The sequence below is a fragment of the Desulfobulbus rhabdoformis genome, from assembly GCF_016919065.1.
Lineage (GTDB): Bacteria > Desulfobacterota > Desulfobulbia > Desulfobulbales > Desulfobulbaceae > Desulfobulbus > Desulfobulbus rhabdoformis.
Window position 1 is genome coordinate 1 of the sequence record NZ_JAFFQA010000030.1, and the last position, 15,507, is coordinate 15,507.

The 15,507-nt window shown below is 50.7% G+C and carries 7 protein-coding genes; 4 read left to right on the forward strand and 3 right to left on the reverse strand.

All coding sequences use genetic code 11. The annotated features are described in order from the left end of the window. Window positions 1-642: 642 nt before the first annotated feature. From JWJ90_RS23260 to JWJ90_RS15320, 4 genes are all read left to right on the forward strand, one after another. Window positions 643-8,931 carry a calcium-binding protein gene (locus JWJ90_RS23260; RefSeq protein WP_240194975.1) on the forward strand — a complete coding sequence of 2,763 codons (8,289 nt, stop codon included), beginning with the start codon at window positions 643-645 and terminating at the stop codon, window positions 8,929-8,931. A gap of 117 nt (window positions 8,932-9,048) precedes the next feature. Beyond that, a complete protein-coding gene (locus JWJ90_RS15310) occupies window positions 9,049-11,595 on the forward strand; it encodes an ABC transporter transmembrane domain-containing protein (RefSeq protein ID WP_205228096.1) in 2,547 nt (848 codons plus the stop codon). Further along, window positions 11,595-12,950 carry an HlyD family type I secretion periplasmic adaptor subunit gene (locus JWJ90_RS15315; RefSeq protein WP_205228097.1) on the forward strand — a complete coding sequence of 452 codons (1,356 nt, stop codon included), beginning with the start codon at window positions 11,595-11,597 and terminating at the stop codon, window positions 12,948-12,950. The genes JWJ90_RS15310 and JWJ90_RS15315 overlap by 1 nt, the downstream gene beginning before the upstream one ends. Window positions 12,951-12,981: 31 nt before the next feature. Beyond that, on the forward strand, window positions 12,982-13,992 hold the full coding sequence (locus JWJ90_RS15320) for a hypothetical protein (RefSeq protein ID WP_205228098.1): 1,011 nt from the start codon (window positions 12,982-12,984) through the stop codon (window positions 13,990-13,992). Between the two features lie 93 nt (window positions 13,993-14,085). Here JWJ90_RS15320 and JWJ90_RS15325 read toward each other — a convergent pair whose 3' ends face one another. The 3 genes from JWJ90_RS15325 to JWJ90_RS15335 all read right to left on the reverse strand — a co-directional run bounded on the left by JWJ90_RS15325 (window position 14,086) and on the right by JWJ90_RS15335 (window position 15,502). Further along, window positions 14,086-14,358, reverse strand: coding sequence for a hypothetical protein (locus JWJ90_RS15325; protein ID WP_205228099.1), 273 nt, complete (start codon window positions 14,356-14,358; stop codon window positions 14,086-14,088). Window positions 14,359-14,446: 88 nt separating this feature from the next. Further along, window positions 14,447-14,959, reverse strand: a complete 513-nt coding sequence (locus JWJ90_RS15330) for a methylated-DNA--[protein]-cysteine S-methyltransferase (RefSeq protein ID WP_205228100.1) — start codon at window positions 14,957-14,959, stop codon at window positions 14,447-14,449. A 6-nt stretch (window positions 14,960-14,965) separates the two neighbouring features. Further along, window positions 14,966-15,502, reverse strand: a complete 537-nt coding sequence (locus JWJ90_RS15335) for an F-BAR domain-containing protein (protein WP_205228101.1) — start codon at window positions 15,500-15,502, stop codon at window positions 14,966-14,968. Between the last annotated feature and the right edge of the window lie 5 nt (window positions 15,503-15,507).

The window sequence follows — 15,507 nt, forward strand, 5'->3', positions numbered from 1 at the left end:
CAATCTTGGCATTTTGGGCCCGATGATCGGTAAGTTTGCCAAAATCAGCTTTGATAGCTTGAATTAATGCGTCCACGTGGAGTGTTTTGTTCACGGCTCTTCCGTTCGTCGGTGCAACCAGTTGTAACGCCTTGATCGAGAAAATTTTCAGTGACTGCATAATCGATTCTCCGTGTAATTAGTTGTAATTCCATGAAAAAATCGATTTTTACCTTCAAGGCTTTGTCAAGAAAAAAATACGCTACTCCTGATTAATTTTTCGTTTATTTTTGATGAGTTAATCGCGTCTAAGCTCGTTGCCGAGGCGCTCGGAGAGCAGCCGTTTTGGAACCAAGCGTGTTCTCTAAAAGTTTACGAAACCCAATTCCCTCGTACCCCATAAAAACAGGGCATTACGGGATAACGGGAAGTGCTGTCGATCCCCCAACATCTGACAAACTCACTGACTCTTTCGTTGAGCAAGTAGCAGGACTTTTGCCTGAAGCTACTCAGGGTAGTTTTGCAAATGTGTCCAGTAAGTTACATACTCTCGAGAGTGAAAGTACTGGGCCGGGAGATGATATAAGCTTAGTGTCATCAAATATTACGGGAACTCCTGCATCAACAGAGATATATATTGCCACGGAAAAGAACAGTCATAGCATGTCCCAATTCTCAGATGATCTGAGTGTACAGGCCTTGTTTGAAAAGCTCTTGCCAGGTGGTTTGATATTGGAAAGTAAACGGATTATCTTAACCCAACTCATGGAAAGTGCATCTAATGAAGAAGGCTCTACAAATGAGATGTTGCTTGGATCGCTTTCAACTCTGCTACAGACCCAGAATCAAGATCCAGTAGTACAAGGAGAAGCTTCAGGTGATAGATTTAGCCATCCAGATTGGGAAGCAAGAATATCCCTTCATGACCGTTTGATTGAACTTGAAAATAAATTAAATGAAGCTCAATACCAAAATCTTCGATTGGAGGTACTTGGTAATCTCTCTGCCTCTGTCATTGAAAGTAAAGCTAGAGCCAACACCGATCAAGGTCTAGCGTTTCGTTATGCTTTGGTCAACCTCAACCCGTTTGCAATTATCGGTGTTGATTATGATACGAAATTTAATCAAGATGGAGAGCTTGATCTTTATACTTCCTCAACCCCAGACGGTCAACTGACTGACAAATATCTGCAGGACCGTGCCAATTTTCTGGTTCAGTTATTTTATGAGAACATCAATGATACTGGCGCTAAAAATCCTTATGACCCTTGGAATACTGATGTCTATCCGAATCTGCCATCTTATTATTATAACGATCTGACAACGGGGAAACAATCACTGAATGCGGTATATACGAATTTGGCAACAAAGAAAGACAATTACCAGCAATTCATCTTCGGCTCAAGTGAGGGAGATCCGGAAATTAATGGCGGTTCCAAAGACGATCATTTGTACGGTATGGCAGGCAACGACAATCTGATTGGCGGCAAAGGCGACGACTATCTCGAAGGTGGCAAGGACAACGACATCTACATCTGGAACGTAGGTGATGGCAACGACACGATTGTCGATCTCCGGGAGGAGGACGGCAAGCAGCACGGCACCATCATTATCCGTGACAACGAAGGTGAGTATGTGGCGGCCGGGACGTTCGAGCGCGAGAAGGACGGGGACGGTGGCTATCTCAACGAATGGGTTCGTGAAATCAACGAGGTGGACATTGTTACTCTTATCCATGGCGCGACCTGGCAACTCCGCATGCCCGACAACAGCCTACTCGATCTGGGTGCTGATTTTCAGGATGGTGATTTTGGTATCTCGCTGACGGAAGAATCCGATCCTGGAGATCTGGAGATCGTTTCTCCGGGGAATATAGACGATAATTTTTTATATCAGGACTCCACAAGTACAGGCAAAGAAATCCACGGCCTGGACGGCAAAGATATGCTAATCGGTGGCACCGGTAATGATTTGCTTGATGGTGGGAATGGAGATGATTGGATTGCTGGTCAAGGTGGAGCTGATACCATATTGGGCGGTGCAGGTAATGACCTTATCACTTGGATAGGTGGCGGATCAGAAATATATGGTGGAGATGGTGACGATATCATTTCGGCAAACGTTAGGGAATGGTTTTTCGGATATGTTTGGGACTCCTACTTAACCATGGATGCAATTTGGGCTGATTTGAGTCAGCACTGGCAATCAAGCTATGAAGACGGATTGGGACGAGATCCTGATAGCGGCTACCTCAGTGTCTGGTTTTCAGGTGGAGTTGGAATGACTACCATCAATGGAGAATCTGTTCTTGGAGATAGTTGGACCTATGAATTTACTTTTAGTCTAGAAAGCTTTGATTTGCAATATTTTCATCCTGTATATGCCCCTGATGGTTACATGCCGAACAACTATTTTCTGGAACACGGGATGGAAATTGAACCTTTGTTTACCGAGGCGGTGACTTTGTTCGGCGAAGGCGGCAACGATCTTCTCGCTGGCAACGGTGGTGGAGATTATTTATATGGTGGAGCTGATCGCGATTTTTTGATTGGCAATCAAGGAAACGACTTCCTAGATGGCGGAGACGGGGACGATGTGTTGGTTGGTGGGCAAGGGGAAGATATCCTTCTTGGTGGTGCCGGAATCGACGATATGTATGGTGAAACTGGCTCTGATGTACTTCTGGGCGGAGACGGGGACGACCGGATTTGGGCCGATTCAGACCCTTCCTCCTCCATACTGGCCTCAGAGGATGGTGACGATTTTGTTGATGGTGGTGCTGGCAATGATCAACTCGTCGGGCAGGGCGGTAATGATAGTATTTACGGTGGAACCGGCAATGACGTTTTGTATGGTGACGATGCCTATTCGTCTCAATATGGCGATGATTTTCTTGATGGTGGAGAAGGTGATGACGACCTAATCGGTGGTTTGGGAGACGACTACTTACTTGGAGGAACAGGGAATGACCGCATTTGGGGGGACAATGGTGATCAAACCGGAGACGGCAACGATACGCTCTATGGGGGAGACGGAGATGACCTCCTTCAAGGAGGTGGAGGCGATGACTTTCTTTATGGCGACGCAGGTCTCGATAACCTTGTTGGAAATGATGGTAATGACACGCTCTACGGCAATGACGACAATGATATACTTTGGGGAGTTGATGGAGAAGATTTTCTATATGGAGGATTAGGCAATGACCAGTTGCAGGGTGGGGAAGATAATGATTTCCTTGATGGCGGAGATGGTGATGACACCCTGTTTGGACAAGCCGGTGACGATGAACTTTATGGCGGGGATGGGGATGATTGGCTGGCTGGCGAGGATGAATCTAATTCAAGTGCTGTGAGTTCGTTAACGGGAAATGATACGCTTTCTGGGGGCGGTGGAAACGATGTTTTGGTTGGAGGCAACGGCAATGACATTCTCTCTGGTGATGATGGAGATGATCGCCTCTATGGTGGCATTGGTTACGATTTTCTCTACGGCGGAGAAGGCAATGACTTCCTTTATGGTGGAACCGGTTCCGATATCCTAGCAGGAGGGGCCGGAGACGACACCTATTACATATCCCGAGGCAGCGGCCTCAAGCACATTGTCGACACTACCGATGACCACAACAAGATAGTATTTCAGGGTGGGATTAACCTAAGTTCGATCTCCCTATCGCTTGGCTCCCTGATGATCAGCAGTGGAGAACCAGGGGATGAATTGCATATTGACGGAGTGGATTACGATAACCTGGCTGCGACCACACCAATTGAGACCATCGAATTCTCCGACGGACAAATCATGAGCGTAGCTGAAGTCATTGCCGCAGTCGGTATTGATCTTCCAGCTACCGAGGTTGCTGATAGCATCACAGGCACCTCAGGCCGGGATAATATTTTTGCATTGGCTGGCGATGATAGCGTTGATAGTCTTGGCGGAGACGATCAGCTGGATCTCGGAACCGGCAACGACACGGCTTATGCTGGAGAAGGTGATGACTTCGTTTCGGCTGGTGATGGCAACGATACCGTCTTCGGCGATGCTGGGAACGATACACTCTCTGGTGGAGAAGGCGCTGATACACTCTCCGGCGGAATAGGGGATGATACCATCGCTGGCAATGTCGGACTTGATATCCTTTATGGTGACGCGGGTAATGATATCCTTCACGGCAATGAGGATAACGATCAGCTGTTTGGCGGAGTCGACAATGACATCCTCTATGGCGATACAGGTGACGATACCCTTGATGGAGGAGAAGGTGATGACCAGTTATACGGTGGCGATGGTGATGATACCGTCTTCGGCGATGCTGGGAACGATACACTCTCTGGTGGAGAAGGCTCTGATGCGCTCTCTGGCGGAATAGGGGATGATACCATCGCTGGTGATGTCGGTGATGACATCCTTTACGGAGAGGAAGGAGCTGACTTGGTCACCGGCAATGTCGGACTTGATACCCTTTATGGTGACGCGGGTAATGATATCCTCCACGGCAATGAGGATAACGATCAGCTGTTTGGCGGAGCCGACAATGACGCCCTCTATGGCGATACAGGTGACGATACCCTTGATGGCGAAGAAGGTGACGACCAATTATACGGTGGCGATGGAAATGACGCTCTGTATGGCGGTGCAGGTAATGATATTCTCATCGGCGGTCTTGGAACAGATACTCTTTTCGGTGGTCTTGATGATGACATCTATATGGTTGATAGCATTGATGATATTTTGACCGAGCAGGTTGACGAAGGCCAGGATACAGTCATCGCTTCTGTGGATTACTCTCTTGGAGACAACATTGAAAAACTACAGTTAGCTGAAGATACAACAGTCCTCAGCGGCACAGGGAATGAACTAGACAATACGCTTGAAGGAAATGCCCAAAACAACAGTCTATATGGTCTTGCCGGTACCGATACTTTGGTTGGCAACGACGGTGACGATCTATTGGATGGTGGTATTGGCGCGGACACCCTGATGGGGGGCGCGGGTGACGATCAATACCTTGTGGATGACACGGCTGACACAATCATCGAAGATGCTGGCAATGGCAATGATACAGTAGCTGCGACCGTCAATTATAGTCTGGCTGACAATGTGGAGGATCTTTCTTTACTTGGAGCAGATGCCTTAAACGGTACCGGCAATGACTTGGTCAATACCCTGACAGGTAATGAGTATAACAACCAGCTCGACGGGCAGTCTGGGGATGACATTCTGTACGGTGGTGCTGGGGATGACGTGTTGATTGGTGGTCTTGGCAGTGATCAAATGATCGGTGGGATCGGTAACGATAGGTATGTCGTAGATAATGCGGAAGATACTGTGGTGGAACTGATCGATGAAGGTGTTGATCTGGTTGAAAGTTCTATCAGCACGACACTTGCCGACAATGTTGAAAATCTTACCCTAACAGGTACCTCGGATATAAATGCCACGGGCAATACCGGAGGCAACATCCTGCAGGGCAATAGTGGAAATAATACCCTGAGCGGTCTTGATGGCAACGATGAGCTTCGAGGTGGTGACGGCGATGATAGGCTTATAGGCGGTCTTGGTACAGATTTGCTGGCTGGCGGTTTGGGTAATGATACCTACGAAGTGGAAAACCTGGAGGATACCCTTGTTGAAAACAGCGATGAGGGAACCGATACTGTTGAGAGTTCCGTTTCGTATTCCCTTGGTGAGAACCTGGAAAACCTGGTCCTGACTGGTACGTCTGTTATCAACGGAACAGGGAATGAGTTGAGTAACCACATAATTGGTAACAGCGCCAATAATATACTGGATGGCGGCTCTGGAGCCGACACCCTGGAGGGCGGGTCCGGTGATGATACCTATCTGACCGCCGATGAAGGCGATTCTATTATAGAAACTGCCAGCCAAGGCATGGATACAGAGATCCGTGGCTACGAAACTTCGGAAGAATTGTCCGACTTTGTTGAGTATCTGGTTTTAAGTGGATCTATCATTCAAGGGACCGGTAATTTGCAGAGTAACACCATCACTGGTAATGATGCCGACAATATCCTTCTTGGTTTGGGAGGAGATGACACCCTGATTGGCGGTCTAGGCAGTGATCATATGGAAGGCGGTGATGGCAATGACATCTACGAGGTTGATGATGTAGGCGATGTTGTGGTTGAGCTGGCTGGAGAAGGATTTGACACGATCAGGAGTACCCTTGGTATTACGCTTGACACCTATGTTGAAAATGCCATCCTGACCGGTTCAGCCAATGTCGATGCCATTGGTAATGAACAGGATAATTATTTGGAGGGCAATAGCGGCGATAACAGGCTTGAGGGTGGAGCCGGTATAGACACCATGAGGGGTGGTGCGGGCGATGATATCTACCTGACAGATATGGAAGGTGATTCGATTACAGAAGAGGCTGATCAAGGGACGGATACGGAAATTCGCAGCTACGATACTCTGTATGTACTTTCCGACAACGTTGAAAATCTAACTTTGGCCGGAACTGCGTATCGTGGTAATGGCAATGAGCTTGATAATATCATTACCGGTAATGAGGTGGCCAACAACCTTTTAGGCCTTGAGGGGGATGACGCCTTAATCGGCAATGGTGGTGATGATGCCTTGTTTGGTTCCGAAGGCCAGGATCTTTTACTTGGCGGCACGGGCGATGATTATTTGGAAGGTGGTTCAGGCAATGACAGCCTGTATGGTGAAGACGGCGACGACCAGCTCGATGGCGGAAGCGGTAATAATGTACTCCGTGGCGGCCTGGGCAATGACACCTATGTCTATCGCTCCGATGCGGGCGTCTACCAGATCGATAACAGTGATGGCGGTTCGGATTGGCTGCTGTTTACCGATGATCTGACTGCCGATCGCCTGAGCTTTATCAAATCGGGTAACGACCTGATTGTCCGGGTCGACGGCGACGAAAACCACCAGGTCGTTGTCGGCAACTGGTTCTTGGGCGAACAGTATCAACTCTATGCCATCCAGCCCTCTGGAGCTAATGGTATCACAGCGGCAACAATCAATCGAATGTTCCCACCGGATAATCCTGAGGCCGACGGCATAGAGATCCCGGCAGAAGTTGTTTTTGATCAGCAACTCTATGGAACCTCAGATGGTGAACAGTTGTCTGGAACTTCCGGCAACGATTGTCTGCGCGGGTATGAAGGCAATGATTATCTCTTTGGCCAAGGTGGTGACGACTGGCTGCTCGGCGGCTCAGGGGATGATCAGCTCGATGGCGGTACCGGTGATGACGTGTTGTATGGTGGTAGCGGTAACGATGTGTATGTCTTCCGTTCCGGTCATGGTGCAGAAACCATCGACAACAGCGGTGGCGGTACCGATTGGTTGCTTTTTGATACGGGCTTAACCCTTGAGACCCTGGTTTTCAGTCAGGTCAATGATGATCTGGTCATTAGTGTTGATGGAACCGACGATCAGGTGACCATCTCGAATTGGTTTACTGATACCGACAACCGCATTGAGTACATCCAGCCATATGGTGGAAGTGGTATTTCAGCCGCGCAAATAGAGGCGATGTTGGCGACGGATCCTCCTGCAGGTGATTTTGATACAGTTGTCGAAGGGACGACGGCCGCGGAGCAGCTCGTCGGAACGAGTGGGGCGGATCAACTCAATGCGTATGAAGGCGATGATCAACTTTTCGGACTGGCTGGCGATGACGAGTTGAATGGTGGCCCTGGCAGTGATTACCTGGACGGCGGCGCTGGCAATGATGTACAGAATGGTGGCGCTGGTGCCGACCAGCTCGGTGGTGACGCTGGCGATGATATTCTTACCGGTGGCAGTGATGACGATATCTATATTTATCGGGCCGGTGCAGGAGCCGATACCATCGTCAATGCCGGAGGCGGAATCGACTGGCTCATATTCAATGATAATATTACCAGTGATCGCTTGAGCTTCATTCAGTCGAATGACGATTTAATCATTCGCATTGACGCGGATTCGGCAACTCAGATCACGGTCAGCGACTGGTTTCTGGGAGGAGAAAACCAACTGAGTTATATCCAGCCCTATGGTGAAAGCGGTATCTCTGCCGCGCAGATCAATGCCCTGTTCACCGTGCCTGCAGATGACGACAATGACCTCCTGACGGTCCCCGATGAAAGCACTTTTGATCAGGTTGTAACCGGTGTAGCTGCAGGTGGCCAGGTAGTTGGCGCCAATGGCAATGATCTGCTGCAGGGCCTTGAAGGAGACGATCAATTGTTCGGCCTTGGTGGCAATGATTGGTTGGTGGCTGGAGATGGCAGTGATTATCTTGATGGCGGCACAGGTAATGATACCCAATTGGGCGGAGCCGGTGATGACCAACTGGGTGGCGATGCTGGAGATGACGTTCTCAGTGGCGGTACAGGTAACGATCTCTATGTCTACCGAGCCGGATCGGGTAACGATACCATCGTTAACGGAGATGGTGGAACGGATTGGTTGATTTTTGCAGATGATATCACGGAAGACCGGCTTACCTATGTACAATCAGGTGATGATTTGCTGGTCAATATTGATGACGGAACTGCGGGTTCGGTTACGGTGTTGGATTGGTTTCTTGGGCCGGAGCATCAACTCAGTTATATCCAGCCCTCTGGGGGCTATGGCATTCCCGGTGCCTCGCTTCCCATTGAGCAGGAAAGCACCAGTTCAACAGAAGAGACTGGGTCCGTGCTTGTCCTCTCCGACTTTGTCAGTGGTGAGGATGTCCTGCAACTGAGCAAATCCGTATTCACATCCCTGACGGACGAGGGAACGCTCAGTTCGGCCTTGTTCTGTGCGAACTCCACGGGTTCGGCCCAGGATGACAACGATTACATCCTCTATAACACCTCATCGGGTGCGCTGCTGTACGATGCCGACGGCAGTGGTGAAGGCGCTGCTGTCCAATTTGCATCCCTAAGCAATAAACCCGAGATATCGGCTAACGATTTTCTGGTTGTGGCATAGTCACAAACACACAGACGGTCACACAAGGCGCCGTTTCCGTAAGCGGAAACGGCGCCTTTTTCTCGCTCCTTAACCTGAGGAGAAGCATGTTTACACCATACCCAGAGAATACGTACCATGTCGGATCAATCACTCGAAGAATCTTCTCAGACCGATGGCAACCTCATTGCTTGCTGCCGTTTTTTGGCAATGCGTTTTGGCAAGGAGGCTGCCGCACGCTTTGCCTCAATCTCTCCTGTTTCGGGAGCTGAAGGAAGAAAAATCAATGTTGAACGTGTCATGCAGACGGCACGTTCCCTGGGGCTGCAGACAATCATTCAGCGCCCAAATCTCCATCAGATAGCCTCCCTGCCGGTGATTGCTGAGTTACGCGACGGCCAGTATGTTGTTCTGTCTGAAATCCAGCCAGGGGATTCAAAAACAGTCACCTTGCATATACCTCAGGGAGACGGACTCCCCCGAAAGGAGCAGGTCCCACTTCACCGGTTCCAGCAAGCCTGGGCCGGTGGCATCCTCTCCTTTGAGCAGGTCAATACCGCACTGGTCTGTTTTTCGATAGTGGCTCGAGAACACAAAATCGAGCTGACCCAGGAACGCCTGATACACGAGTATGGGCTCAGCAAGCAAGAAATTCCGACCGATACCTTGCTGCGCATGGCCAAAGAGCTTGGCCTCAAGGCTAAATTGTTACGCCTGAAGTGGGAGGGGCTGCTTCAGCTGAAAAAAGCCTATCCAGCCATTGCTCGCCTGAAAAATGGACATCATGTGATCCTGGCCGGAATCCAACTCGATCCCAAAGAGAACGAAGCACGCATTGCCTGTTATGATCCATTGACCGGGGCAGGAGGGGGGCATCTGCGCTTTTCCCGTGAGGAGTTTGAGGCCATCTGGGATGGAGCTCTCTATGTGCTCAAGCGGGTATACAAGCTGACCGATGAGTCTCAACCCTTCAGTCTCCGTTGGTTCATTCCCGAGATCCTGCGCCAGAAGTTGACCTTTATCGATATCGCCCTGGCAGTCCTTTTCATCAACGCCATCGCTCTGGTGACCCCGATCTTCTTTCAGATCGTGATCGACAAGGTCTTGGTAAATCAGGCCTTCACTACCCTGCATGCGCTGGGCTGCGGTATGGCCGCCGCCTTGGCAGTGAATGCGGGGCTTGATTTTCTTCGCGACTACCTCCTGCTCCATGCCACGAACAAGATTGATCTGCGAGTAACCGGTCGCACCTTTCGCCATCTGCTCCAGTTACCGCTTGATTTCTTTGAGCATGTTGCTGCGGGTGTTCTTACTCAACACATGCAGCAAACTGCCAAAATCCGCAACTTCCTTACCGGCAATGTCTTCCTCACCATGCTGGAGGCAAGTTCACTCTTCGTTTTCCTGCCCTTCCTCTTTTTTTATAGCCTGTCACTGACTGGAATCGTCCTGGTGTTCACTCTGCTGATTGCCGCGGTCATCGGAGTGTTAATTGTCCCGTTCAAGCGGCGGTTGAATGCTCTCTATGATGCAGAGGGGCGGCGTCAGGCCATGTTGGTGGAAACAATCAACGGCATGGCCACGGTCAAAGCCATGGCCATTGAGCCCTTGCTGCGCCAGCAGTGGGAGCAAAAGGTTGCCCGCGCTGTGAGCATGCAGTTTCGAGTCGGTAAAATATCCATCACGGCCAAATCGCTGACGCAGTTTCTGGAACGGATGATGACGGTGATTCTCATCTGGATGGGGGCCAGTCTTGTTTTTGATGGAACGATCACCGTTGGTGCACTGATCGCCTTTCAGATGTTAGCGGGGCGGGTGACCTCACCTCTGGTGCGACTGGTTGGCCTGATCCACCAGTACCAGGAGGCAGCCCTGTCCGTGGAAAAATTAGGTCTGGTTATGAACGCCAAACAGGAATGGGGTGCGGACCGCCATGGGGCCCGTCCGTCATTAAAGGGTGATATTGTCCTTGATCGGGTCAGTTTCCGCTATGGCCCTGATCTCCCCAATGTTCTCCACGAAATTTCTCTGACCATTCCCGCCGGTTCTACTCTGGGCATTGTTGGCCCCTCCGGTTCCGGTAAGACCACCCTGACCCGCATGCTCCAGAAGTCCTATTTTCCCTCTACCGGGACGATCAGGATCAATGACTGCTATCTCAATGAGATTGATACCGCGCATCTGCGCCAAAATATGGGAGTGGTGTTACAAGAGAATTTTTTATTCAACGCAACTATCGCCGAAAATATTCGCGCAGGCCAATCTGCTGCCTCTCGGGAGCAGATTATTCAGGCGGCCCTCATGGCCGGGGCCGACGAATTCATCGTTACCCTGCCCCAGGGATATGACACCATGCTGGAAGAAGGGGCTCAAAATCTCTCCGGTGGACAGCGACAACGACTGGCCATTGCCCGTGCTCTATTAACTTCACCGGAAATACTGATCCTGGATGAGGCGACCAGCGCCCTGGATCCTGAAAGCGAACGGATCATCCGTGAAAACCTGGTGCAGATCGCCAGGAATCGCACCGTACTCATTGTCTCCCACCGTCTCTCCATGCTCAAGGATGCCGACAGCATTATTGTGCTCCAACGAGGCCTGGTGGTCGGTCATGGGCCCCATAGCCAACTCCTGCAGAACTGCCCGCTCTACAAGAAGCTCTGGCAGCAACAGATGGAACTCTGATGGACGAATCGAAATCAACAAAAGACATTCTTGAATATCAACCGGATGCGGTAGAGATCGAGGAGCGCCCGGTACCTGGCAAGATCCGCTGGGTACTCTACCTGATCCTGCTCTCCCTGGTGCTGACCGTGGTAGGGGCCATTGTGTTCAAGGTGGACCGAGTCGTGGTGGCAGAGGGGGAGTTAATCACCAATACTCCAACGATTGTGGTTCAATCGCTGAGTACTGCTGTGATCCGGACTATTAATGTACAAGTGGGGGATGTGGTGGAAAAGGACCAGGTGTTGGCTACCTTGGATCCCACCTTTGCCACTGCCGATCTGAGTCAGTTGAATAAACAGAAGCTAACCCTTGGCGTTCAAGTCCGACGGATCAGGGCGGAGTTGGATCACACCCCCTTTGCAGCACTTCCTGAAGAGGGAGACGACGGCAAACTTCAGGAGCAGGTGTTAATCCAGCGGCGTTTGATCCTGGAAAAGAATAAACGGATGACCGATGACAAGATCGCAGCACTGCGTGCCAAGCTTGCACTCAATACGGTGCAGCGGCGTGGCCAGGAACAGCAGTACAAATTATTGCGCGATGTGGAAGGCACCACAGCCAAGCGCCCCCAACAGGATGAGGACTACCGGCTTCGGTTACTCGAAGCGCAGAAAGCCCGGTACGAGGCTGCTAATGCCATTGAAACCTTGAAGGCAGAGGCATTGGTAACCCGTAACGAACTCCGCCAGGCCGAGTCCGACTGGCAACGCTTTGTTGAGGAGCGCAAAGGTGAGTTAATGGAGCAGGAAGTCAGCCTGCGGGCAGAACTGGAGAAGGTCCAGGAAGAACTGCACAAGGCTGAACGGGTTCATGATTTGATTTCTTTGCGGGCACCGGAAAAAGGCATTGTGCTCAAGATGGCTGAGCGGTCCGTGGGCTCCATCCTCCAGCAGGCAGAGCCATTTTTTATCCTGGTTCCTTATGGCAGTGTGCTTGAGGCTGAGGTGAATGTCGGATCAAAGGATATCGGGCGTATTCGCACGGGGGATACGGTCCGGATCAAGTTTGATGCCTTCCCCTTCCAGCGTCACGACACCTTACCCGGCGCAGTGCGGGTTATCAGTGAAAACGCCTTCCAGCATTCCGAGCCCCAGGCGCTCCTTCAACCTGATTCCGGTCAACGCCCACTTGAGGCCTTTTACAAGACCCGGATCCATTTGCTCTCAACTCAACTGCGCAATGTACCTGAAGGGTTTCGACTTATACCGGGAATGAAGGTCCGGGCTGAAATCAAGGTCGGGAAACGGTCAGTTATCTCTTACTTTCTCTATCCAATTATCCGAGTGCTGGATGAAAGTCTACGTGAACCTTAATTTTTTATTGTCAATATCAATGGATATGTGTGTGACCACTGTAACTGCATTTTTTCGTCTCTTGTGTGTCCTGGCAGTTGCTTTGCCTCTCTTGAGTGGGTGTGGAGCCTCGACCGGAATTCCCGGTCATGGTGGAGGCAAGCGGTTTGCCGTTGAACAGGAACTGGTTGCTGCCGCAACGAGAGCAGCCATCAAAAAGATCGATCTCACGACCATCAAAGGCAAGAAGGTCAATCTGTTTGTGAACGCCATCGGCGATACCGGGGCCGGTAACCTCGCCGGTGGTCGGTTTTCTATTATCTCGCAGCTGCGAGGGGATTATATTCAGACTGCCCCTGTTACAGAGACCTCAGTTTACCCTCGGTATTCGAGCTCCTCATCCTCCTCTTCGACAACCGGAACGACCACCACTACAGGATCACAGACCTCGGAAACCCTATTGAATGCCCCCGTTCTTAAAAAGAGCCAACAGGAAGGCGGCGCGACAACCATTCAAGCCGGAGTTGCATACGAAGGTATGGGCGCGTATCACAACTCCGAGGAAATCACCTCGAATGACCTGCAATATCTCTCCGCCTTGATGCAGACCTACCTTTTTCTCAAAGGTGTTTACATTGTCCCGCCATCCGAGGCGGAAGTTGATGTGTATATCACGGTTGATGTATTTGGAACCGTGTATACCCGTATTGATTGGTTACTGGCCAACAACGAGATCCTTAAAGCGAAGACTTCACTTGAAGTTCTCGCCGTCGACCATTGGACCGGAGACCTTTTGATGCCACCTCAGTCGGCGGCCGCGGAGTCGGAATATAACGAACAGTATGTGTTATGGGCAGGGCCGGTAAATATCCGAAAAACGTTGAAAAACGCCGACCCGTTGTTGAGTGATTTTACCAACCTGCAAGAGGCAGAATCAACAGTGCTCCCCGTCAACAGGGAAATACAGGCCCCGTATCCCTTTCAATTTCAAATCGAAAATAAGGGGGAGGATAATCACCAGGGAGTCAAAAAGATTAACCAAGAGGTGAACTTGGGGACTTGAACCTGATTCCGTGGCGGAGTGTGACGACTGAACAGGGAGGATTGAAAATAATATTTTCTGTTCGACTTTCCTGGCTGGGCCTCATAGTCTCGGCTATTTTTTCATAAAGCGAAGGAGGACCTTGTACTTACTGATATCCAGATCCTTGGGCAGGGAGGTGGCATCGGGAATGAGCAGGGTTAAAACTCGGCCTCGTTGCGGATCCTGCCGAGGCTGTCGCCTTCGCTCTTCGCCTGCAGGGCCTATGACTCGCTGCCGGGGTTCTCGTATGTGAAGTAACTCCGCTTCTACCGGCTTGCCTTCCGGGGTTTTAGGTTGCTTTTGCGGGGTGACAGGCTCAATGGAGCCTATGATGATATCGACCATGTGTAACTACCTCCTGGAACACGTTTCCCCTCTATCTAGCCTATTTTTGAGAAAAATTCTCGAGGAATTTTCTCCTTTGCTTGCAGCCTTATTGATTGGGCAGAGGAGCAAGCAGTGAGCCGTTTCCCTGTTCCAGATCTAAGAGGGTCTGTTTCATGGGTAGACCGCCACCAAAGCCCGTGAGTTTACCGCCTGTACCAATGAGCCGATGACAGGGGATGACAATGGCGATGGGGTTGACATGGGCTGCGCCTCCGACTGCTCTGGCTTTGCCCACACCGCCCAGACGAATGGCCAACTCGCCGTAGGTGCGTGTCTGGCCATAGGGAATCGCGAGCAGTTCCTGCCATACCTGCTGCTGAAATACAGTGCCGGCCGGAGCCAGAGGCAGATCAAAGACGTGCAATCGCCCAGTGAGGTAGGCATTGAGCTGTTTTCCCGCTTCAGCCAGCAAGGGGTGGCTGCCGCATGAAACCTTGGCCTCCTCTGTCAGGCCAGTGTCCTTGCTACTGGTGGGCAAAATGATTGCGCTGATGGCATTTGCATCACCTGCCAGGGTAAATGTTCCCAAGGGGGTGGGAAGGAGCGTAAAGACTTGCATGGCGAATTAAATCGTTTGTAAGGGGAGATGTTGCAGGCGGTCAAGAAGCCAGGATTCAATGGCTGTTTGCTGTCCAAGCACTGCAGCCGCGTGCTGTTCCAGTGTCTTCATGGTTTGGGGATCAGTTCGTTTCATAATATGGGTGCAGTTATAGTTGAGGCAGAAAATAGGTTTGGCCATAAAGCGGCAACCTTGGGGGCCGAGGAAACAGCATTCACTGTCGACAGGATCACGGAGCGAGATATCTTTTTCTAAAAGCAGGTTAATAAGAATCTGAATGCTGTCGGTGTTATCGGCCATGTAGGCGCTGCAACACCCGCCATCTGGTCGTGTTGCGCAGGCGGAACAGAGCTTCCCCATCTCCATTCGCTCCATCTGCAGACTGAGTTGCTCACAGCTTTTTTTGAGGCCTAGAAGCTTATCGTGCAGTTTGCCATCAAGCCAGAGGTTTTCTTGCACAATCTTGCAAAGTTGCCGTGCATACTCCAGTTTTATTTGAGGAGGACCACTGTACCAGCGCTGGAACTGTTGACTTATATGCATGGGAG

Bases quoted from the DNA above. Each gene is read 5' to 3' on its own strand.
- JWJ90_RS15330 (WP_205228100.1), bottom strand. From the start codon at position 14,959: ATGCAAGTCTTTACGCTCCTTCCCACCCCCTTGGGAACATTTACCCTG.
- JWJ90_RS15335 (WP_205228101.1), bottom strand. From the start codon at position 15,502: ATGCATATAAGTCAACAGTTCCAGCGCTGGTACAGTGGTCCTCCTCAA.
- JWJ90_RS15310 (WP_205228096.1), top strand. From the start codon at position 9,049: ATGTCGGATCAATCACTCGAAGAATCTTCTCAGACCGATGGCAACCTC.
- JWJ90_RS15315 (WP_205228097.1), top strand. From the start codon at position 11,595: ATGGACGAATCGAAATCAACAAAAGACATTCTTGAATATCAACCGGAT.
- JWJ90_RS23260 (WP_240194975.1), top strand. From the start codon at position 643: ATGTCCCAATTCTCAGATGATCTGAGTGTACAGGCCTTGTTTGAAAAG.
- JWJ90_RS15325 (WP_205228099.1), bottom strand. From the start codon at position 14,358: ATGGTCGATATCATCATAGGCTCCATTGAGCCTGTCACCCCGCAAAAG.